Genomic DNA, 21,247 nt, shown 5'->3' with positions numbered 1-21,247 from the left:
TTTATATAGCCTTATTTTTGTCTGGTTATCATAACAAAAAAAACCACTTTAGCTCAGCTAAAGTGGTTTTTTGTTTTATAAAACATAAAGCATATTACTGCTTTTGATCTAACGCTTCTTTTACTGCCTTTTTGCCCCATGCACTCAAATCAAGATCTAATTTCTCATATTCTTGTGCATCAAATAATGGCTCTTTAACCCCTGATCTTAACTGACTTGCAAAGTCATCAAGTAGGCGCTTGGCACGCGGGAAGAGCATGATCAAGGCCAATAAGTTGGCTAGTGCGAGCAAGCCCATCAGTGGATCAGCGAAGAAGAATACAGCGGTTGCCGTGGGTGCTACTGCGCCCAAGAATAAGATCGCAATCACCACAATACGTAATATAAAGGTCGCCGTTTTGGTATTCTTTTTAACCAAGAAGTTGATTGCATTTTCGCCCATGTAATAGTTATACATGATGGAGCTTAATGCAAACAGCAATAGCGAGATGGTCAGCACATACTGTGACCAGTCGCCCAGCTGATTGGTGAGCGCTTGCTGCGCCAGTACAATACCATCGACTTCAGCACCTGGCTGATAAACGCCGCTGAGCAAAATCATAAATGCAGTGGCACTACAGACAACGATGGTATCGATAAACACCGATAGTGACTGTGAGATACCTTGACTGACTGGATGCGTGGCATAAGCCGTCGCCGCAATGTTAGGTGCTGACCCCAAGCCTGCTTCATTAGAGAACAGACCGCGCTTCATGCCTTGCTCAATCGCCACACCAATACCACCGCCGACAACAGATTCAATACCAAACGCGTTTTTGACAATCATGGCCAGAAGTGCAGGCAGCTCGGTAATATTAAGCACAATAATAATCAGCGCCATACTGATATAGATGAGCGCCATCACAGGAATAACAACGTCAGCAACTTTTGCAATGCGCTGGATACCGCCAAAGACGATAAACCCGCCTGCAACGACCAGCACCGCACCTGTGATCCAGCGATCAATGCCGAAACTCTCTAGCGCAGACCCTGCCACTGTATTGCCTTGGAACGCGATAAAGCCAATAGAAAAAGACAGTAGTAGCGAGACTGCATAGATGACGGCAAGCCAGCGGTAGTCTTTACCCAGACCATGCAAGATATAGCTTGCAGGGCCACCGCGAAAATTACCATCATCATCTCTACGCTTATACAGCTGCGCCAAGCTACACTCAACAATACTGGTCATCATCCCAATAAGAGCCACGACCCACATCCAAAAAACGGCACCGGGGCCACCTAAAGAGATCGCAACGGCAACACCTGCAATATTACCACCACCAACACGTCCACCAATAGAAACGAGCAATGCCTGACGCGCAGAGATGCCATCATCGCCTACTTCATCCGTTTTAAATACACGGAACATACGTTTAAAATATCTAAACTGGGCGAACCTGCCCACAATGGTAAATAACAAACCAAAGATAATTAACATAGGCACGAGTGCCCAGCCCCACGTGAGATCCCCGACTAGGGCAAAAAAAGCTTCAATATATTCCATACCTATTTTCCTTGTATTACCTGATGCTATGATAGGTTTTGTTGAGCGCATTATCGCATCTCAGACACGCATTTGTAACGCAGCTGACAACTTTATAACGCAAATGATGACATTTTTTGAGAAAAATTGCTTTGTTCACTCATATAAATGACTGGTTTTTGAAGTTTAGGCGCTATTTTATAGAAAAATGGCGATACAAGCGCAAAAAAAACCACCTCAATAGAGGTGGCTTCTTTTTATTCTTATGCTAGGGCGTGTCCCTAAAGCTGAATGACTTACTGCATGACCAAATATTCAAAGGCGGATAGTGCCGCTTTACTGCCCTCACCCATCGCAATATTGATTTGCTTAAAGAGCACAGTGGTCACATCACCGCAAGCAAAGATACCTTTACGGTCGGTGCGGCAACGCTCATCAATCTCAATCTCGCCAAAACGGTTCAGATCAACAAAGCCTTTGATAAACTCGGTATTGGGCACCAAGCCAATTTGTACAAACACCGCTGCCAAGTCAAGCGTTTTGGTCTCGCCAGTCGTGCGGTCTTCATAAACAATGGCACTGACTTTGTCATTGGTCGCGACGATTTCTTGGGTCGCCGCACTGGTGATGATGTCAATATTGGCTTTTTCGCGCGCTTTGTTAATCAATACCTGATCGGCTTTTAAGCTGTCAGCAAATTCAAACACGGTCACGTGTTTGACGATACCTGCCAAGTCGAGCGCCGCTTCGATGCCTGAGTTACCACCACCGATGACCGACACGTCTTTACCTTTAAAGAAAGGGCCATCGCAATGCGGGCAGTAGGCCACACCTTTACCGATGTTTTCGTCTTCACCTGCCACGCCCAGCTTACGCCATTTGGCACCTGTGGCAAGGATGATGCTGCGGCTGGCAAACTGCTCACCCGTGTTGAGATGAACCGTATAGTTTTCATCTTCGGTTTCGCTGATTTCTTTTACACTGACGTGCTCTTTGAGCGTGATCTCATACTCATTTAGATGCTTCTCAAAGTCAGCCGACAAGTGGCTACCCGTGGTCAATGGCACTGAGATTAGATTTTCGATATCTTGGGTATCTTTGACCTGTCCACCGATACGATCAGCAACCATGGTCACTTTGAGGCCTTTACGGGCGCTATAGATAGCAGCGGCAACGCCCGCAGGCCCTGCACCGATGATGGTCACGTCTTGCTGCTCTAGTTGCTCCGCATTGTCATCCATCTCTGCCAACAAATCTGGGAACTGCTCTTGTAGCTTTTCGATCAATTTGGCGGTATCGATTTTACCATTGGCAAATGGCTTGCCGTTTAGATAAACCGCAGGCACGCCTTGGATGTTGTTGGCTTCAACTTGCTCTTGAAACAAACCACCGTCGATCATCTCATTGCTGACATTGTCGTTTAGCAGCGCAAACTGGTTCAGCGCTTGCACCACATCAGGGCAGCTGTGGCAAGAGAGCGACACATACGTTTGGAACTGTAGCGGCTTATTAAAACGCTTCACTAAGTTTTGGATGCCCTCATCCAGTTTTAGCGTGTGGCCGCCTGCCTGTAAAATGGCCAAAATCAGCGAGGTAAACTCGTGTCCGCCAGGAATACCGCTAAAGATAATGCCTGTATCTTGCGTGTTGTCATCAAGGTGACGTTGTACTTTAAAGCTGATTGGGCTTGGCAAACTGTCATCAAGTATGGTGTCATCAAAGTTGATTTTGTCAGTGGTACCTGCAATTTTGCTCAAAAAATCGACCAATTCAGCACGTTTGCTGTGCTCGCCGCTGCCCAACACAAAAGTCACAGGGCGGGTCATTTTTTCACTATAGCTTTTGATGGCATCCAATAAACTTTGGTCTATCATGATTGTTCCTCATTGTTATGTAATATGTAACGTCAGCTCGGCTGCCGTTTGTATGTGGGACAGACTTGGGCGGTGCAAAATCATCGCTAATACAGCATATCTATTACGCCACTGGTCTTGAATGGCTCTATTATCAAGACTTTGCTGGTTTTGGGCAAGCAGAGAAACTCAATCACTACGTTTTATAAAATAAATCAAATATTGATAAATATTTTGTATTTCAAATTTACTGTTATAAATAGGCCGATAATAGACGTGGTATCGCTGCCGTTATTTCGCTACAATCGAGAATAGGTCGCAAATAAAGCAGATGATCTGCCATACATCGCAGTGCTGCCACGTGACCTCATTTTTAGCTGTCAGATGCGACAACCGTATCTCAGCAATCGATACCAAGCGCGCCAAAGCGGTGCAACTCCGTTGGTGCCACATACAAGGATGGGTTTATGATAAAGACCGACACATGGCTTGAGAATCGCGACATCATCAAAGAGCTACAGCAGACCGATGCGCATTTTGCAGAGATTTTTGAAGAGCACGGCCAGCTAGATAAAAGAATCAATCGTCTTGAACAAGACGTCATTAAGCACAGCAGCCGAGATGAAGAGATTGAGCAGATGAAGCGACAAAAATTACATCTAAAAGATGAGATTTACCAAATCATCGAAAAAAACAAAGTTCAAGCGGATCCTTAAAACCTCCTTTACGCCGCCTCACAGCCACGTTGATGTATCAAAGTGGTTGTTTACGATAACTTTGATGGCTTTGGCGGCACAAAAAAAGACCCCACCAAAATCATTGGATGGGGTCTTTTTATGATACGGATCAATCAGATTGGTCATGTGCAACCTATGTTTGTCAGGTTACATCAGCATGTCACAATCATGACAGATGCTTAGATCTTACCAACCAAGTCAAGGCTTGGTTTTAGCGTTGCTGACCCTTGTTCCCAAGCAGCTGGGCACACTTCACCGTCATTTTCACGCACATATTGAGCCGCTTTTACTTTGCGTACCATGTCTTTTGCGCTACGGCCGATGCCTAGGTCATGGATTTCGGCAACTTTGATCAAGCCGTCTGGATCAACCAAGAACGTACCGCGTAGAGCTGCGTTGTCTTCTTCGATCATGATGTTGAAGCCGCGCGTGATTTTGCCAGTACCGTCACCTAGCATTGGGTATTGTACTTTGCCAATGGCTTCTGAGGAATCATGCCATGCTTTGTGTACAAAATGCGTGTCTGTTGATACCGCATATACTTCTACGCCTAGGCCTTTTAGCTCTTCGTAATGGTTGGCCATATCTTCAAGTTCAGTTGGGCATACAAACGTGAAGTCATGTGGGTAAAACATAAAGATTGCCCAGTTGCCTTTTACGTCTTCTGACGTGATGGTTTTGAACTCACCATTTACAAAAGCTTCAGTTGAAAATTCTGGGATTTCTTGATTAATAATAGCGGCCATGAATGGCTCCTTTTTTTGGGTTTGTTGTCAATGTTTCGGTTATCGCTTGGCTATACTGTTCTGATGGTTGACATCAATACAGCGCCCCAAACGTCTTTACCCAACAAACTATACGTGAATTCTACGGTTTATCCAGTTAAAACTTTTTATTCTGATGTTTTGTTTTATTAATCTTGTTAAACTACTATTTCTGACTGATTTACAATAATAATCCCCATAATATGGATGACGCGCTCATTAGTGATGAGTAGCCTACAACCCGCGCCTTGATGGCCTATCGCCGCAAAATCATACCAATATGGCGACCACAGAGCAGCGTTTGTATCGCGGTTGACATGATCCATTATTTTAATAAAAGAGAACTTTTATGATTACCCTACGCCAACTTGAATTTGCTCTTGCGGTCTCAAAGCACCGCCATTTTAAACGCGCGGCTGAAGAATGCAGCATCTCGCAATCTGCCCTAAGTCTTGGTATTGCTGAGCTGGAAAAGCAGCTGGATACCCAGATTTTTGAGCGCAATAATAAGCAGGTGTTGATCACCCCGATTGGTCAAGATATCTTGACACGGGCGCAGCGCGTTTTTTCTGAAATCAATGATTTGACCACGCGCGCGCACAGCCATCAGACGCCGCTGGCGTATCCGATGACTGTCGGCATCATCCCGACCATCGCGCCGTATCTGTTGCCCAAAGTATTGCCCGCGCTTAAACAGCAATACCCCAATTTTCGCATGACCATCATTGAGCAGCAAACCGAGCGGTTGCTGGAGCAAGTGCGCTATGGTCATATCGACACTGCGATTATTGCGCTGCCTTATGCAGTAGATGGTCTGCATACGTTTGAGTTTTGGGCCGAGGACTTTTTTGCGGTGTTCCCGCAAGATGACGTCCATGCCACACTGGACACCATCAATGCTGATGAGCTGGCCACTGCCAACCTGATGTTACTGGGTGAAGGGCACTGCTTGACTGATCAAGCGCTGTCAGTCTGTCATTTTGACCGTACAGATATGAAATCCAGCTTTTCAGATGCCAGCCTGAACACCTTGATACAAATGGCGCTTGCCAACATGGGTACCACGTTGGTGCCCGATATGGCGCTCAATCAATTGCATTTGCAAAATCAAAACGCTGTCGCCGTGCCACTGGCAGAGACTGGCCCGCATCGACGCATCGCTTTTGTCACACGGCTGAACTATGCGCGTGTCGATGACGTCAATTTGCTCGGTGATGTGTTTAAAGCCGCACTCACCCTAGATGCCCAAGCAGACGAATGACAGGCTAAAATACAGGTATGACCTGATGCTATTAAAAAAATAGCGTGTTAAAAAATAAGACGTTAAAAACAGATAGGTGATTGATGGACATGACAGCCGACAATGCCAGCAGCCGCTTTTATCAGCATGTGGCAGCGCTACAGGCAGATATTCTGCCGCCGCAAGCTGATACGCTGTGGCAAGATATCGTTAGGCATTACCACGAGCCGCAGCGCGCCTATCACAACCTCAGTCATATTGCGCAACTGCTGGTTCAGTTTGATCGTATCGAGCACTTACTTGCTGCACCGCATATGGTCGCCTTAGCCATCTACTATCATGACATCATCTATGATCCGCGGCGCTCAGACAATGAAGCAAGAAGTGCAGATTATGCCGCTCAGCAGCTGGCACACTTGCTGAGCGCCGATCTGTGCGCTCGTCTCCACGCCATGATTATGATGACCGCGGCGCATGAGCCCACTGACCCTAGCGACACCGATGCCGCGTACTTGCTGGATATGGACTTGAGTATTTTGGGCGCGGACTGGCAAGCTTACACCGCTTATGCTGACGCTGTGCGCACCGAGTACGCTCATGTGGCCACATCTGACTACCGCGCTGGGCGTACCCATGTATTACAGACGCTACTTGCCAAACCCAACCTTTATCTCACAAGCGTCTATCAAGACCTAGAGTCTCGCGCGCGCGTCAATATTGAGCGCGAAATAACGCTGCTGTCATCAAGCGCGAGGTAATACTTTTGGCGTCAGCTTGATAAACAGCTCACTACCCAAACGCGCAGGGTGCGAGTTGTGACAAGGCTGCATGATGTCTATATTAAAATACGGCGCAAAACGCTGCTGATACTCACCCATACTGCCACCAAACGGCGGTGAGCTATCGCCAAAGTCTTTGTCAAACAGCACACCCACCAGCGTGCCAGTCGGCTTTAGCAGTGCTGCCATTTGCTGCACATAGTCATCACGGCGCTCAGGGCTGATCGCACAAAAAAACGTCTGCTCAAGGATCAAGTCAAACTGATGGTCGGTAGGCGATAAGGTAAAAAAATCAGCGCATAATAAATGCTCAGCAGGAAAGCTGGGATAGCGCGCACTAAATGCCTCAATGGGCGCAGGCGCAATGTCCAGCAAGGTGACATTGCTAAAGCCCTGCTCATGCAAATAGGCGACCTCATGCGCATTGCCTGCCCCTGCAACCAATATCGCCTGTGTGCGCGCTGTATCAGACAGCTGGTCAATATAGGCTTTGAGCGGTGGTGAAATGACGCCCATATCCCAACCTGTGCTGTCTTGCTCGTAGCGCGCTTGCCAGTATCCTGCTTGATTGACATTGTCCATCTATCGTTCTCCCTGTTTTTTATCCTACCCTATCATTCTAATATGTCGATATAACCGCAACCATCATAACAGTTGTATGATGGTTAGTAGTCTGTGCAGTGGCTTTTAATTTGACTGCTCATTTGACTGCGGCGGCAGGCTCGCCAGCCTATCATGCCAGCGCCGATACTCTGGCATGGCCTGTGCCAGTGTTTGCCAAAAGGCGGGGCTGTGGTTGGGATGATGCAAGTGGCACAGCTCATGGACGATCACATATTCGGTGCATTCAAGCGGATAAGCAGGCAGATATACAGACAGCCACACTCGCCGCGCACGCGTGTTGCAACTGCCCCAGCGGGTGTGCATTTTTTTAATGCGCACCTCACTAGCCGCTGCTCCTACGATCGGCTGCCACTTAGCAAACAGCTCTGGAATGACCGCTTGCAGCTGCTCACGGTAATAAGCCAGTTTGTTCTCAGTGTTCAGATTAAGAGGCTGCGCCACACCCCATAAAGTCATGGGCTGCTCAGCTACATGCTGCTGGCGGCGCTGCTGCATCAGTACTTGTGGATGATGCGCCAGCGCCCATGTGACGCGCTTGCTGATAGCCTCGGCAACGTGCCGCATGGACAACCTATGCGGTACAGAACACCGCAGCTGGTAAGGTTTGAGACAAAAATTGACGTTTTTGACCGATTTTTTTTGGATTGTCAGCCGAATACCCGCCTGTAACATCTGGGCGCGCGCCGCTTCAAGCTTAGCCACAGACTCACTCACCTCTTGCCTCCTGAATGCCTATCTTTGCTCGCAAAATGCCCACCACATAAAAACTGCCTGTTGTGGTGTTTACAGACGGCTTATGAACGTATACAGAAGTGGCCACACGCTACAATGCCTGTAAGTGGTTATCAAATGACATGCGGTGACGTTGGTGATGAGGCTGGCTGTGGGTGAGGATACGCGGCGGCGTGCTACGACTGACTGACAGCGCCGTCAGCTTACCCTGACCGTCACTAACCATAAAATGCGCGGCGGAGGATTTGTCCTTTGCAGTACGCAATATCGCCGCCCCTGCACAATCTGGCAGACGCACACTATCAATAAAGCCATTAGTGGTTAAGTCATATATCGCCGCACAGCCGCCGATCGGTGTGGTGACACAGAGCAAGTTGGCTTGACTGTCTACCGCCACGCTGGCGATATACTGATGAAAGCGTTGCCATTCGCCTTTAGGCATCTGTAAGGGATGAAACTCAGCATCGCCGCGCTGGTGGGTCAATACCAAGGGGACATTAATATGCCGCTCTCCTTGAAACTGAATACCGATCATAACTCTACCATCATCATGTATGGCAAGGTGGCGGATGCTCATTTGATTGTGCTGCGGGGTGACTTGTTCCAACAAAGTACCATCATGACGATCCAAGTATACCAATGAAGGACGCATGGTATCGAGGTTGAGCTCCTCACGTGAGGCCTGCTCTGTTTTGATACCGCCGTTAGCAACGATCAAAGTTTGTCCATCAGGATGCATGATCAGCTCATGCGGGCCAATACCATGTGAGTCAAATTCAGCTATTTTTTGATACCCTTGCACGGCATCATAAATACCAATTTTACCGACAAGGCTCACCGTATCGTTTTCGGTAACATACAGCCATTTGCCATCCAAGCTATAGCAGGCATGACCATAAAAATGCCGATCCGTTGCAGCGGTGATGGCATACTTGACTTGCCCTGATGCCGTATCAAGCACCCAAAAGCCCTCGCTCGGGCGGCGACCCATCACCACCACATCACAGGATTGAGAGCCGGACATTTGAGTTTGGTTGCCACAAAAGGCTATCGGCTGCACCACGATATCGTGCACGCGCTCAGGCATGGTGGTCTGCCATACCAGTTGATGCTCAGCATCAATGCCAACCACGCCATAGCCACTGCGGTATACACCTGCGGTTGAATCATCATCAGCTATGACGACATGGGGCATTTGTGCCACGCCGCTCACCCAGCATACAGGACGCGCCAGCACGGTGGTGGTGTGCCGAGTCGCCAGCAATTCTGCACGCTCATCAGACGTCTCAACCCCCTCTTGATACGCCTGCCGCCATGCTTGTATGGCTTGCTTGCCAGCATACTGCACGCGCGCGCGTCTGATAGCAGGCAGACGTGCCTGCAACCCTGTCACATAATCTTGGATCCGCGCCTTAGGCTGGCGCTGCTTGCGGTAGCAGTGATGCATGCCGACCAAGCCTGTGGTCAAGAGAGCGGTACCCAGTGCGGTCAGCGTCATTTGCTTGGCTGTCTCATGATGGGTCGCAGGGTCAGCGCTATTATCTGGGCTCTGTGCTGAGGGTATCGGCATTCTCTAATCACCATCGGTACTGTTAAAGCCCACACGCACGCCCAGCGCTGGGATCAGCTCGCGTTTGATGAGGCGGGTGATACTGGTAAGGTGGTCATACAGTTGTTGCTGCTTGGCTTGGTCAGCGCGGGTAATGTCCTCTGGCATTTGCGCCAGCAAGGTGGTGGTCTCAGCAAGCGCGGTTGATAAACGGTTGCCAATATCACTGTCTTTATTACCATTTAAGATGGCGGTCAACACGGGGTCTGTCAGCGCAGTGTTGAGCGCGGCCAATTTGGCATTAATAATAGCGCGACTTTGTCCTGCAGTAGCGGCTGGCACATGACCTTTGGCATTACCCGTTAAGCCAAGTGGCTGATCAATCGCCGTCGATTTCATGGTTTCTACCAATGACAGCAATGAGTTCAGCCATTGGTTGAGACCTTGATCGTTATCCGCCGTTTCATCGATTGCCAATAAGGTTGTGGCATTGTCTGTCCAGTTATCGGTGATGGCTTGCAAGCGGGTATGTAGCGCGCCGCTGGCGCTGATAACATACGCACACTGCCCTGCATCCAAACTGTCATTGGCGTAGAGTGCTTCTTCTAACCCAGGAACACCTTGTACAATCGCACTCTCGTTAGCCAACTGCTCGGCAGTCAGCTCAGGGTTGGCGGCGATCAAGTCTGCCACGCCGCTATGTACTAACCCGCGCTCATCGGGATAATAGTTGATAAACAAATTGCTCATACTGTCGGTTGCTGGGCCAAAATGAATCATTTCTGCATTGGCCCATGCTTGTGCCAGTACCAACCACTGCTCACGGAGCGCTTGTAGCTGATCACCAGTCACTGGTGCTTTTTGACAATGCTTTTCTGCTAGATCACGCAGCGTACTGCTTTGCGCGGCGGCATCAGCATAGGCAGGTATGATCAGATCATCTGTCACGTGCGTCAGATAAGCCGCTTCTGCATCAGCGCTGATGTCGACAGGGGTGATGGTTGCGCTTGGCTTAGCTGTCTCGCTAGCACTGGCACTCTCTGTAGCCATCTCACTGTTTTGTGCCACGGTTTGACTATCGCCATCTGTAGTGGTTGGCTCTTCAGCAGGCTTGACGCAACTGATCAGCAAGCCTGCACTCAGTGCAGAGAGCGCCATAACCAAGGCGTGATTTTTTTTCATAAGGGTCTCGGTGGTTATCTGTCATTATAAGTAGGGGCACCGCCGCGGGTTACACTATTTTAGCGTAGCGATGCCAAAAGCGATCATCCATATCTATTAAAGCGACTCTAAAAAAGCGCTCAGCTCACTGCGGCCTTGTTCATCCAGCTTAAGCACACGTTGCTGCTGCTCTTCGGCTTCACCGCCATGCCACAATACCGCTTCCATCAAATTGCGCGCACGGCCATCATGCAAAAACGTCGCTTGCGGGTCAACTGTTTGTGCAAGACCAATGCCCCAAAGCGCAGGCGTCCGCCACTCATACGAGTTGGCCAAAAACTCCACTTGCGCCTCTTTTGGTGGCAGCGTGCCAGCAACGGTACGATCGGCCAAGCCATCGCCCATATCATGGAGAAGCAAATCGGTGTAAGGATAAATCACCTGCCCATGCTGCTCAAGATGATCGTCGTCTGTTGTGGGCAACTGATAGCGCGGCGTATGACAGCTTTGACACCCCATGTCATAAAACCGCTTTTTACCAGCCAGCACTTGGGTGTCATCAGCGTGGCGGCGATTGGGCACGGCCAAATTACGGGTATAAAATTCTACAAACTTGGCAACATCGTCACTGACTTCCACAGGTGGCTTGCCATTACCCTGCTCATCAGCGCCCGTTGGTGCATTCAGGCACGCTGTCTGCGTGGGCATGCAAGACTCATGTGGACGAATGTTTGAGGTCAGTCCCATATCTTCGTTAAAGGCACTTTGATTTTGGGTAATCAGTCTGGTTTGTCCCGCTTTCCAGCCAAATCGGCCCAGCACCTTTTCGCCCGTTTGTGGATCCATCACCCAGTTAAACTTACCACGGATGCCATCGCCATTACTATCGTCACTATCAGCTTGACGCTTGATATCAGCTGCTGGAATTTGTTCCAACAGGCCTAAGCCAATCATGGGCAGCGCCGTACGCGGAGACAACATCATCTCATCAGCAAGCGGTCCATAACCAGTACTGGTCAAACGAAATCTTGGCTCACGCAGCGTCTCGACGTGCCCATCAGCAAAAGTCACGGCCTTATCTGTCCACTGTACGGCGATATGTGCTTCGGCAGGGATGCCTTCAATGCCGCGATCTTGCAATTGACCACCATACATCGGGTGAGCAACTTTTTCAATCAGTGAGTCTTGCAGCTGTTGGCGCTGTGCTGCTGTAGTCGCAGGCATTGACAGACGAATCAACAAGCTGTCCGCATCATCATCAGCATCCATTGGCGCATGACCACGCCCGTCTTTAATATGACAGGACTGACAGGCAGCGACATTGAATATCGCGCCCAAACCATCACGGCTGTCGGTACTGGCAGGTGCAACCACCCACGGCTGCTTAAAAAACGCATTACCAATAAAAAACTGTCCCTTACGCGAAGCAGACAAGTTCGATGATGGCTTAGAATAGCTTTCACTGCTACTGATGCGGATACCTGTATCACCGCCCTGCTTGATCTCTTGCGGATCAAAGGTCACCAGTTGCTGCATCGGCACCCCTGCTAGAGATTCGATGGTTGTCGTGCGCGCCGCTGCGGCTGTCGTTTCAGAGTCTTTAGTCGTCTCAACCGATGGTTGGTTATCGCTTTCCACAGGTTGACACGCGCTAAGGGCAAGCGCCCCAAACAGTGTCAATGGCACAACAGATTTTAAGCGATAAGGCGGCAAAAAAGCAGACGTTTTGGTAGTCACGGTGGTGATAAAAACGGTCATAAAGAACCCTCAAGTTTAGCAAAAACAAACACACCCATCTGCAATTTTGCTTCATCTAATCCTGTCAGTCACGGTCAGATACCGCACGTTTATGCCACTGCAATAGGCAAAAAACACGATGCCAATATCTATTGACAGCGTGTTATTGCCAAGCAGTCACTTGGCAGCTTTCATCAGCAAAAAATACAGAGGCGCAAATGACACTTAAAACTGTGAACCAGCATCCGCATCCAAGTTATCAATACCCACTGCATTGGCAGCATTTTCAATACCTGCGGTCAACTGCTGTAAACTGGTGATGGCATTTTCAATCCAGCCTCGGCGCAGGTTCTGCTCCTTAGCAGAGATATCCACTTTGCTGGCTTGGCCAACGGTAGCGATCATTTGATCGACTTTGATACCTTCTTTTTCACCTTTGGCAACGATGGTATTAAACGCATCTTCGACTTGGTTAAAGTCGGCAATCAACTTGTCAGCGGCGGCTTTATGATCGGTATCGATCAGGTACTGCTTGATGCCATAGCCGCCAACAGACTCACCCGCGACTGTCTCATAGCTGCCATTAAAGACGTTTTGGATGCCGCGGGCGTTGTTGGCATAGCTTAAGTGGGTCAAGTCACTAAAGCACTCGTGCTCATCTTCTGTCGAACCAGTAACAAAGGCGACCTGCATACGCTCAGACGCCAGCTCACCTAACGCCAGACTGCCCATTTGATACATAATTTGGCGCAGTGCGTTGTCATCTTTACGCGCCATCAAATCACTGCGTAGGGTGTTGTCGCTACCTTCGCGCCACTGCGCTTCCATCGCCGTCAAATCATTGACCAAGAGCTGAGTAGCGGCTTGCAAATACTCGCCGCGACGCGTACAAACCTGAGCATCTGCATTGGTCGTCGTGCCACTGGTACACTCACCGTCTGAGGTTTGATAATCGCTGGCTGGACGCTCACCTGCGCCTGCGCCTACCCCATTATTATCCTGACCCCACAACAAAAACTCAATCGCATGATAACCTGTGGTGACATTGGCCTCACTACCGCCAATCTCATTTAACTCAGCCAATAGATCAGGAGTGATGCTGCTGGTATCTTCTTTCAGGCTGCCAACAGTGATGCGGTCGCTGTTGATTATATTGTCTTTGCTATTATACTCACCAGCATAATCGTCGCCAACGTAATCAATCAGTGCTTCATCAAGCGGCCACGCATTGACCTGACCTTCCCAGCCATCTGTGCTACCGATGGCGCGCTGGTCATTCTTACTCACAAAGCCTTCATCAAAGCGAAAAATCTCAGTCTGCGAATACGGCTGACGCGCGGTCTTATAGGCCGCTTTGGCCGCCTCAAGGTTGGCTTCTGTGGGCATCTCTACAAAGGTGTTGACCGCAGTTTGTAGCGCTTTGGCCGTATCCAGCGAATCATTATAAGCGGCATGCGCCATATCGGCATAGCTGATCAGCAGCCGATCAATACTGGCTTGCTCGGTAGCAGATTTCTCACCCTCATTCGCCGCTGCCGCTTGTGTTTGCGCCGCTGGTTCTTGCGTATTGGCGGCGGTGCTGTCATCGTCCGTCTGCTTGGTACAGCCCGTCATCAATAGCATGCCTGCTAGGGCAGCAGCCAATGCGGTGGGTAAAAACTTACGGCTCGTGGTGGTGTTCATACGTGTCCTTGAAAATCATCAGAAAAAAGTATCAAATAAAAAAACAATCATAAATAATGTAGCAACAATGTTGCTTGTGCGAATTATAATGTTATTGATAACTATTATCAAATATAATTTAATAATAATACAGGTGAGCTTCAGCCAAAGCACCTGTTTTAGTACCCGAAAACTAGGCCATGTCCCTATTTTGAAAGGGTAATAGAACTGAGATATTAACCAACTGTCTGACACCAATACGGATCAGACAGCACAAAAAAAGGCCAGCGCAGTGCTGACCTTTTATAATAAATATACGGTCGTCTATGGCTGTTGTTAAACGCCAACATGCCAGATCTCGTAGCGACTATTAGTTAACGCTTTGTGGTGAGTTGATGGTCAACTCAACGCGGCGGTTTTGCTGACGGCCGTAATCAGTGTCGTTAGAGGCAACTGGACGTGATTCACCATAAGCAACAACCTTGATGCGGTTCGATGCCACACCATTTGCCGTTAAATAGTTGGCTACTGAGTATGCGCGATCACGCGACAAGCGCTGGTTGTAATTGGCATCACCGCGGCTGTCGGTATGGCCCGCAATGGTCACTGTGGTTTGGTTATATTGGTTCATGGTTGAAGCCAATTTGGACAGTGTTGGCTTAAACGAAGAGCTTAGCGTTGCATCATCAAATGCGAAAGTGATGTTGCCTGGCATAACCAAATCGATATCACCTGTGTCTGGGTTTTGCTCAACCGAGACCCCTGTGCCGCTCATTTGCTGCTCAAGCTGCTTGGCTTGACGCTCCATGTAGTAACCCACACCTGCGCCTAATGCTGCACCAATCGCTGCATCACGACCTGTATTGTCGCCACCAGTCGCTTTAGAAATGGTTGCACCGCCCAAGGCACCCGCAATCGTACCAATAGCAGTTTTGTTCAGACGCTGTTGTCCAGTGTTTGGATCAGTTGCACAGCCTGTCAGTACCATACCAGATGCTAAAGTTGCGATCATTAGTTGATTGCGCATGATGTTGTCCTCTCAAATAAGATTGTCAATTGTTGTGCTTTTTAAATAATTAGGTGTCGCTCACCTTCGCAATTATTATGGCAAGCACAACCTATCTATGTGTAATATTTTGTCACATCTATGTATGAGATGTGCAGGATACCTTACCCCCCAAACACACTGGGCAGCTATGCTATACGCTGATGCTTTGCACGATTTGTTGATCTTTTGACAGCGGATTATCAGTAGTCACGTTAACACTCGTACACTGAGATGAATTTCTGCTAAAATCAGTGTGGCGTCTCATTAAGCATTCCTTTAGCGGCGACTAACTCTTAGGACAATATCGATACCATTAATGCGATATGGTGCCGTATAATCGTGGCATATTATGGCTAAACATAAGCATTGACCGATATCGTGACAGTAGATAGAAGGATTTAACATGCGACTGGCTTCTACCATTCAAAAATTTCATAAGCGCACGCCAAAACTGGCGCAGACGGTATCGCTAGTAACCTCAGCTGGCGTCATCGCAGCCAACAGCTTGATATGCGGTATCCCTGTCTGGGTATCTGGTACAGCCAAAGTCTTTACAGGGGCTAAGATTGCGGATAAAGCTGTGATTAAAATTACCAATCATTGGATTGGTGTTAATAACGCTTTGATCGACCGCATTTTACCCAATAAGGACTGGCGTATTGACTTGCCTGACGATGTCGACCCAAACGGCAAATACTTATTGATGAGCAATCATCAATCATGGGTAGATACCAGCATCATGCAGTACATCAGTGAAGATCGGCTACCAGTAACCCGTTTTTTTACCAAGTTTGAGCTGATTTATATTCCTGTGGTGGGTCAAACGTTTTACTTTTTAGACTTTCCAATGATGCGCCGCCATTCAAAAGCCGCTATTGCCAAAAATCCAGAACTCAAAGGCCAAGATATTCAAGAGGCCAAACGCGCCTGCTCGCTGCTCAAAGGCAAGCCCTTTGCGCTCCTCAACTACTTAGAGGGTACGCGCTTTACACAAGACAAGCACGACCGCCAAGCGTCACCCTACACGAACCTACTCAAACCCAGAGCAGGCGGTTTGGCGCTAGCCATCAATACACTGGGCGAGGATATCGATGGCATTTTAGATATGACCATTGTCTATCCTGATGGCGTACCTGCTTATAGCGATTTGTGGAAAGGTAATATCAAACGCTTGGGGGTTGAAGTACGCCGTATTGAGATGTCAGATACGCTATTTGATACGGTAAAAAATGGTGGTTACGAAACTGATGAGGCGACCAAATCGCAGCTGTTTGATTGGATTGATGCTGCATGGCAACACAAGGATCAACGCATTACCGAGCTGCTGGCGCAATTTGAAACCCAGCCTGTAGCTGATGGCACTGTTGTGGGCTGATGTCTCTAACCTTGATAGTGCCCTTTTGTCATCTTTGCACTTTACCCTATCTGGCCTTATCTGCTTCTGTCTTTACCCATCGTCGCAGCGGTGGGTTTTTCATTTATACTAATGCTTACATTTTCTATCCGATAAAGGTATGCCTGTGACCGTCTCTACTGCTGCCACCGCACCACCAACAAAACCAAAACATCCTGCCCCCAGTCGCCTCAAGCTGACTTACGATATCATCATGCTGATTGCCATTAGTATTGATTTGCTGCTGATCAGTATTGATGCGGTACTAATGAGCACCTTTAGCACCAAGGCGGCAACGTGGTTAACCCTCAGTGACGCCCTCATTTGGTATCAAACCATTGCTCACGAGCCACTGCGAACCGCTGGTGGGTTTTTTACCTTATTTTTGATCGCTGAGCTGCTCGTGCGCTGGGCGATTTCGGTCAAAGAGCGGGTGTATTATCGCTGGTTCTTTTTCCCCTTTGTCCATTGGTACGAGGTTCTTGGCTGTTTTCCACAGCTGCGCGCGCTAAGATTGTTTCGTGCGGTGGTCATCGGTCGACGACTGTATCAGCTTGGCTATCAGGTATTGCCGCAAGCGTGGATCAATCGCATTAAGTTTTATATTGATTTGCTGCTAGAAGAGTTGTCTGATCGGGTGATTTTGACCACCATTGCCAATTATCGCAAAGAGCTGACCGACCAAAAAGCGCACCAATCCCTCATCGACTCCGCCATTGGTCGCAACCGTAAGCACATCGAATCCGCCCTACTATCGATGCTGCGCCAAGAGCTTGCCCCCAGATTACGTGAGCTGAGCGGTGCGTCGCCAGCTGGTGACCTGATCGCCAACGAGGTAGGCAACGCCATCCAAGAAGGGCTGACCAATACTCCTGAGCTGCGCCGCTTGCTCCGCATGATCCCGATTGCCGGCGGCTTAATTGAGTCTCAGATGCTTCAAATTGGCCACAATGTTGGCGAAAACGTGGTGCATGCACTCAATCAGCGTCTGCTAGAACCTGAGCGCTTAGATGAGTTACTGGTCAACATTGCCCACAGTATAGCCAATGTCGATACCAACAACGATGCCTTGCAGCTATTGATTGCCAGCATTATCACTGAGAGTCTCTCTGAGCTTGAGGCGCAGGTGAAAGTGCAGCAGTGGAAACACCAAGACATGCTCAACCTCTAGTGATACTGTCATCAAATACCAAGCAGCCATCATTTCCAAACCTTGATTTTATAACACTTTATCCGTGCTAGGGCTTGTGAAACCCTAGCCTCTCTTAGTACACTGCTGGATAACCAGATGACCTTTTACTTATTTGATGCTATCAGTCGTCACTGACATTATCGGCTCGGCAAACTGACATTTAACCAATGACTTGCGCTTGACCGATTGCTTGGTACGCTGACGACCGCTGAACTATGATTAACCACGATTAACCGCATGATAATAATAACGACATCCCCATGCGCCCCGCTTGCAGCACCACCCGTATCTTTTAAGGACAGACACTATGACGATTTCGGATACAGAATACTCAGCCGCAGACACGCCCGCTATCGGGTTTTTTGGCAAGATGCTGACTTTTTCACGCCTGCACCTGCATACCGATGACTTAACAGCCATTGATGACCATTTATCACAAGTCTTGAGTAACCGTACCAGCAATATTCCTGTCTTGATAGACAGTGCGGTTGAACAAGATTTATCAGCGCTCATCGAGCTGCTGTGGTCTTGGGGCTTGCAGCCAATTGGCGTGGTTACTGGCGTCCTTGAGGCACAGGCACGTCTGCAGCGCTTGGCCATCTTCCCTGCCGATGGCAAACGTATTGAGCGTATTTTACCCAGCAAAAAGCCTGTCACCAGCGCTGAAACAGTACAAGAGAGCGAGATTCAGGCAGCCGCACAAGCGCAACGTGATGCTGACAGCGCCCATACCAGCCAAAGTCAGGAGGCCGCGACTGAAGCACTGGTCAGCGCCGATCATACCACCAGCTTGATTTATGATCAGATGTTACGCTCAGGCCAAAGCCTCAATCACGTTGGCGGTGATTTAATCTTGACCAATAGTGTCAATAGCGGCGCTGAAGCCATCACTGACAACAGCTTACACGTTTATGGCCGTGCTCAAGGGCGCTTGGTCGCAGGTGCAACAGGCGACAAAGATGCCCGTATTTTCTGCCAAGTCTTTAATCCAACCTTAGTCTCGGTGGCAGGCACTTACTGCTTGCGTGACAATTTGCCAGAAGAGGTCATCGACCGTGCTGTGCAAGTTCGCTTTGTCGAAGGCGAAGGCTTGGTCTTTAAAGTCATCGATGAAAGCTAATTACGAGTTAGACAAATACTCAATACCCAGATGATGACCGCATCGCACGCTTGGCTTAGCCGATAAGCGGTCATTTTCTGGGTAGTTTGTACCGTTTACCATCCAGCTGCTATAAATTTTTGTTTATTTATGCTAGGCTTACGTTCGCAGGTAACACTTGTGATATGCATGCATAATATGCATGGTATGAGCTGGCAATACACTCTTATATCGGGCTTTTATACCATTTGGCGTACCAGCAAGGAAGCAACCGCTGTACGTATCTGCTCTAATTCGCCCAGTGGCGCAGCTTGATGTCATATCCTGATTTACCCATATATTATTATCTATTAGACATCCCATTCATTCATAGGAGTGCGCCATTGTGGCAAAGATTGTTGTGATCACTTCAGGTAAAGGCGGTGTGGGCAAAACCACAACCAGCGCCTCTTTTGCTGCTGGCTTGGCGTTACGCGGCTACAAAACAGTTGTGATCGATTTTGACGTTGGTTTGCGTAACCTCGATTTGATTATGGGCTGTGAAAACCGCATTGTTTATGACTTTGTCGATGTCATCAGTGGTAATGCGCGTCTCTCACAAGCTCTGGTCAAAGACAAGCAGCTCGAAAACTTATCCATCCTACCTGCCAGCCAAACCCGTGACAAAGACGCGTTGACTGACGAAGGTGTGGCGGATGTTATGGCTGAGCTGTCAAAACAGTTTGATTATATTATTTGTGACTCTCCTGCTGGTATCGAACGCGGTGCGCAGCTGGCCATGTATCATGCAGATGAAGCCATCATTGTCACCAATCCTGAGATTTCATCTGTACGTGACTCCGATCGCATCATCGGTATCTTGCAAAGCCGTACCAAAAAAGTAGAGGAAAACCAAGGCTCCGTACGCGAGCATTTGATCATCACCCGCTACAACGCGGAGCGCGCTGCTGCCAATGAGATGATGGATATTGACACCATCTCAAATGATATTCTCAAAGTGCCGTTATTGGGCGTTATTCCTGAGAGTCATTCAGTACTTGAAGCATCAAACCACGGTGAGCCTGTCATTCACTATGCCGACTCTGTCGCTGGCCAATGTTATGATGATATCGTCGCACGCTTTTTAGGTGAAGAGCGTCCACTGCGTCATCTTGAAGTCAAGAAGAAGAGTTTCTTACAGCGCTGGTTTGGGGGTTAGTAATGAGCAAGAAAAAAGGATTTTGGAGCAGTTTGTTCGGATCTGAAGAACAAAACAAAGGCAGCGCCAACATGGCCACTGAGCGCCTAAAGGTTATCGTCGCCAGCGAAAACCGCCTAAACAGCCGCCTGACCTCTGAGCGTATCGAAAAAATGAAGCGTGAAATATTAGAAGTGGTCAACAAGTACGTTAACGGCGTACAAATTGATGATGTCAATATCAATCATCGCCATGAAGACACGCTAGACGTGCTCGAGATGAACATCAGCTTGCCTGAAAATCAAAAGAAGTAAGAAGAAAAAAGTAACCCACATCTAATAGCAGCGCGGCAGTCCATTACAATATTAAAAGGCCCTAAGTCGAGTACTTAGGGCCTTTTTTATGTAGTATATTGTGGATGGTTTACTTCATACGGGCAATCAAATTGTCTTTTTTAACGAACTGATGATATAGCGCCGCACCAATATGCAGCAATGTAAACACAATAATCATCGGCCAAATGATATCGGTGTGCATGTCGTTAAAAAAACGGGCCAAACCACGATCTGGGGTAACAAATACTGGAATCTGGAAGATACCAAAGATGTCTACTGGACGTCCGCCATAGACTGACATTAACAGTCCTGCTAATGGCATAGCGAGTAAAATAGCATAAAGCGCAAAATGGGTCAGATGTGACAGCGCCGTTTGCCATTTGGGCATAGCAAGCGCAGGAGGCGTTTTGGTGAATAAACGATTGATGATTCGTGCAACCATCCAACACAGCAAACTGATACCAAATGCTTTGTGCAGACCAATGAAACTGCTGTTGTCCGTATTATCGTATAACACTATCAATAGCCAAGTAACTAATAACAGCACCGCACTGATCCAGTGAAAAATACGGCTGCTGATGGGCCATTTTTGCACGCTTGCTTCAATTCTACTCATAACGAACGGCTCTTTTTTTTATTCATA

The 21,247-nt window shown here is 48.3% G+C and carries 19 protein-coding genes; 8 read left to right on the top strand and 11 right to left on the bottom strand.

From position 1 onward, the window contains the following. Positions 1–94: 94 nt before the first annotated feature. Positions 95–1,543 (bottom strand): alanine/glycine:cation symporter family protein, encoded by a 1,449-nt coding sequence (locus ACFI32_RS12600; protein ID WP_462626949.1) that lies wholly within the window; start codon positions 1,541–1,543, stop codon positions 95–97. A 275-nt stretch (positions 1,544–1,818) separates the two neighbouring features. Then, positions 1,819–3,396, bottom strand: a complete 1,578-nt coding sequence (gene ahpF, locus ACFI32_RS12595; RefSeq protein ID WP_462626948.1) for an alkyl hydroperoxide reductase subunit F — start codon at positions 3,394–3,396, stop codon at positions 1,819–1,821. A 446-nt stretch (positions 3,397–3,842) separates the two neighbouring features. Here ahpF and ACFI32_RS12590 point away from each other — a divergent pair, with 446 nt between their 5' ends. Further along, positions 3,843–4,091: a YdcH family protein gene (locus tag ACFI32_RS12590; protein ID WP_462626947.1), complete on the top strand. Its 249-nt coding sequence runs from the start codon at positions 3,843–3,845 to the stop codon at positions 4,089–4,091. Positions 4,092–4,291: 200 nt separating this feature from the next. Here the strand turns inward: ACFI32_RS12590 and ahpC are convergent, their stop codons facing one another. Further along, positions 4,292–4,858, bottom strand: a complete 567-nt coding sequence (ahpC, locus tag ACFI32_RS12585; protein ID WP_462626946.1) for an alkyl hydroperoxide reductase subunit C — start codon at positions 4,856–4,858, stop codon at positions 4,292–4,294. Positions 4,859–5,225: 367 nt separating this feature from the next. Here ahpC and ACFI32_RS12580 point away from each other — a divergent pair, with 367 nt between their 5' ends. After that, positions 5,226–6,137: a LysR substrate-binding domain-containing protein gene (locus ACFI32_RS12580; protein WP_462626945.1), complete on the top strand. Its 912-nt coding sequence runs from the start codon at positions 5,226–5,228 to the stop codon at positions 6,135–6,137. 83 nt (positions 6,138–6,220) lie between these two features. After that, positions 6,221–6,874 (top strand): HD domain-containing protein, encoded by a 654-nt coding sequence (locus ACFI32_RS12575; protein WP_462626944.1) that lies wholly within the window; start codon positions 6,221–6,223, stop codon positions 6,872–6,874. Here ACFI32_RS12575 and ACFI32_RS12570 read toward each other — a convergent pair. From ACFI32_RS12570 to ACFI32_RS12540, 7 genes are all read right to left on the bottom strand, one after another. Continuing rightward, the gene (locus tag ACFI32_RS12570) at positions 6,860–7,477 is read right to left on the bottom strand and encodes a methyltransferase domain-containing protein (protein WP_462626943.1); all 618 of its coding nucleotides are present in this window, start codon (positions 7,475–7,477) and stop codon (positions 6,860–6,862) included. The two genes, ACFI32_RS12575 and ACFI32_RS12570, sit on opposite strands and share 15 nt — an antisense overlap. 105 nt (positions 7,478–7,582) lie before the next feature. Next, the gene (locus ACFI32_RS12565; protein WP_462626942.1) at positions 7,583–8,233 is read right to left on the bottom strand and encodes a M48 family metallopeptidase; all 651 of its coding nucleotides are present in this window, start codon (positions 8,231–8,233) and stop codon (positions 7,583–7,585) included. A 109-nt stretch (positions 8,234–8,342) separates the two neighbouring features. Further along, complete coding sequence (locus tag ACFI32_RS12560; protein ID WP_462626941.1) at positions 8,343–9,821, bottom strand: DUF1513 domain-containing protein; 1,479 nt, start codon at positions 9,819–9,821, stop codon at positions 8,343–8,345. A gap of 3 nt (positions 9,822–9,824) precedes the next feature. Continuing rightward, on the bottom strand, positions 9,825–10,982 hold the full coding sequence (locus ACFI32_RS12555; RefSeq protein ID WP_462626940.1) for an imelysin family protein: 1,158 nt from the start codon (positions 10,980–10,982) through the stop codon (positions 9,825–9,827). A 96-nt stretch (positions 10,983–11,078) separates the two neighbouring features. After that, the gene (locus ACFI32_RS12550; protein ID WP_462626939.1) at positions 11,079–12,719 is read right to left on the bottom strand and encodes a di-heme oxidoreductase family protein; all 1,641 of its coding nucleotides are present in this window, start codon (positions 12,717–12,719) and stop codon (positions 11,079–11,081) included. A 204-nt stretch (positions 12,720–12,923) separates the two neighbouring features. After that, on the bottom strand, positions 12,924–14,381 hold the full coding sequence (locus ACFI32_RS12545) for an imelysin family protein (RefSeq protein ID WP_462626938.1): 1,458 nt from the start codon (positions 14,379–14,381) through the stop codon (positions 12,924–12,926). A 349-nt stretch (positions 14,382–14,730) separates the two neighbouring features. Next, the gene (locus ACFI32_RS12540) at positions 14,731–15,387 is read right to left on the bottom strand and encodes an OmpA family protein (RefSeq protein ID WP_462626937.1); all 657 of its coding nucleotides are present in this window, start codon (positions 15,385–15,387) and stop codon (positions 14,731–14,733) included. A 424-nt stretch (positions 15,388–15,811) separates the two neighbouring features. Here ACFI32_RS12540 and ACFI32_RS12535 point away from each other — a divergent pair, with 424 nt between their 5' ends. The 5 genes from ACFI32_RS12535 (at position 15,812) to minE (ending at position 20,583) form a co-directional block, all read left to right on the top strand. Beyond that, entirely contained in the window at positions 15,812–16,783 is a 972-nt protein-coding gene (locus ACFI32_RS12535; RefSeq protein WP_462626936.1) for an acyltransferase, read from the top strand. Between the two features lie 139 nt (positions 16,784–16,922). Beyond that, positions 16,923–17,972, top strand: a complete 1,050-nt coding sequence (locus tag ACFI32_RS12530; protein WP_462626935.1) for a hypothetical protein — start codon at positions 16,923–16,925, stop codon at positions 17,970–17,972. Positions 17,973–18,300: 328 nt separating this feature from the next. Beyond that, complete coding sequence (gene minC / locus ACFI32_RS12525) at positions 18,301–19,113, top strand: septum site-determining protein MinC (protein WP_462626934.1); 813 nt, start codon at positions 18,301–18,303, stop codon at positions 19,111–19,113. Positions 19,114–19,477: 364 nt separating this feature from the next. Then, positions 19,478–20,290 (top strand): septum site-determining protein MinD, encoded by an 813-nt coding sequence (gene minD, locus ACFI32_RS12520; protein ID WP_462626933.1) that lies wholly within the window; start codon positions 19,478–19,480, stop codon positions 20,288–20,290. Between the two features lie 2 nt (positions 20,291–20,292). After that, the gene (minE, locus tag ACFI32_RS12515) at positions 20,293–20,583 is read left to right on the top strand and encodes a cell division topological specificity factor MinE (RefSeq protein ID WP_462626932.1); all 291 of its coding nucleotides are present in this window, start codon (positions 20,293–20,295) and stop codon (positions 20,581–20,583) included. Positions 20,584–20,692: 109 nt separating this feature from the next. Here the strand turns inward: minE and ACFI32_RS12510 are convergent, their stop codons facing one another. Then, a complete protein-coding gene (locus ACFI32_RS12510; protein ID WP_462626931.1) occupies positions 20,693–21,220 on the bottom strand; it encodes a cytochrome b in 528 nt (175 codons plus the stop codon). Positions 21,221–21,247 lie beyond the last annotated feature (27 nt).

It is taken from the genome of Psychrobacter sp. PSi21 (genome assembly GCF_054960615.1).
This window is presented reverse-complemented; position numbering and strand designations above follow the sequence as displayed.

Excerpts from the sequence above, each read along its gene's own strand:
- ACFI32_RS12530 (WP_462626935.1), top strand. The coding sequence starts at position 16,923 with ATGCCTGTGACCGTCTCTACTGCTGCCACCGCACCACCAACAAAACCA.
- ahpC (WP_462626946.1), bottom strand. The coding sequence starts at position 4,858 with ATGGCCGCTATTATTAATCAAGAAATCCCAGAATTTTCAACTGAAGCT.
- ACFI32_RS12510 (WP_462626931.1), bottom strand. The coding sequence starts at position 21,220 with ATGAGTAGAATTGAAGCAAGCGTGCAAAAATGGCCCATCAGCAGCCGT.
- ACFI32_RS12575 (WP_462626944.1), top strand. The coding sequence starts at position 6,221 with ATGGACATGACAGCCGACAATGCCAGCAGCCGCTTTTATCAGCATGTG.
- ahpF (WP_462626948.1), bottom strand. The coding sequence starts at position 3,396 with ATGATAGACCAAAGTTTATTGGATGCCATCAAAAGCTATAGTGAAAAA.
- ACFI32_RS12555 (WP_462626940.1), bottom strand. The coding sequence starts at position 10,982 with ATGAAAAAAAATCACGCCTTGGTTATGGCGCTCTCTGCACTGAGTGCA.
- ACFI32_RS12550 (WP_462626939.1), bottom strand. The coding sequence starts at position 12,719 with ATGACCGTTTTTATCACCACCGTGACTACCAAAACGTCTGCTTTTTTG.
- ACFI32_RS12545 (WP_462626938.1), bottom strand. The coding sequence starts at position 14,381 with ATGAACACCACCACGAGCCGTAAGTTTTTACCCACCGCATTGGCTGCT.
- ACFI32_RS12535 (WP_462626936.1), top strand. The coding sequence starts at position 15,812 with ATGCGACTGGCTTCTACCATTCAAAAATTTCATAAGCGCACGCCAAAA.
- ACFI32_RS12600 (WP_462626949.1), bottom strand. The coding sequence starts at position 1,543 with ATGGAATATATTGAAGCTTTTTTTGCCCTAGTCGGGGATCTCACGTGG.
- minC (WP_462626934.1), top strand. The coding sequence starts at position 18,301 with ATGACGATTTCGGATACAGAATACTCAGCCGCAGACACGCCCGCTATC.
- ACFI32_RS12590 (WP_462626947.1), top strand. The coding sequence starts at position 3,843 with ATGATAAAGACCGACACATGGCTTGAGAATCGCGACATCATCAAAGAG.
- ACFI32_RS12570 (WP_462626943.1), bottom strand. The coding sequence starts at position 7,477 with ATGGACAATGTCAATCAAGCAGGATACTGGCAAGCGCGCTACGAGCAA.
- ACFI32_RS12540 (WP_462626937.1), bottom strand. The coding sequence starts at position 15,387 with ATGCGCAATCAACTAATGATCGCAACTTTAGCATCTGGTATGGTACTG.
- ACFI32_RS12560 (WP_462626941.1), bottom strand. The coding sequence starts at position 9,821 with ATGCCGATACCCTCAGCACAGAGCCCAGATAATAGCGCTGACCCTGCG.
- ACFI32_RS12580 (WP_462626945.1), top strand. The coding sequence starts at position 5,226 with ATGATTACCCTACGCCAACTTGAATTTGCTCTTGCGGTCTCAAAGCAC.
- minE (WP_462626932.1), top strand. The coding sequence starts at position 20,293 with ATGAGCAAGAAAAAAGGATTTTGGAGCAGTTTGTTCGGATCTGAAGAA.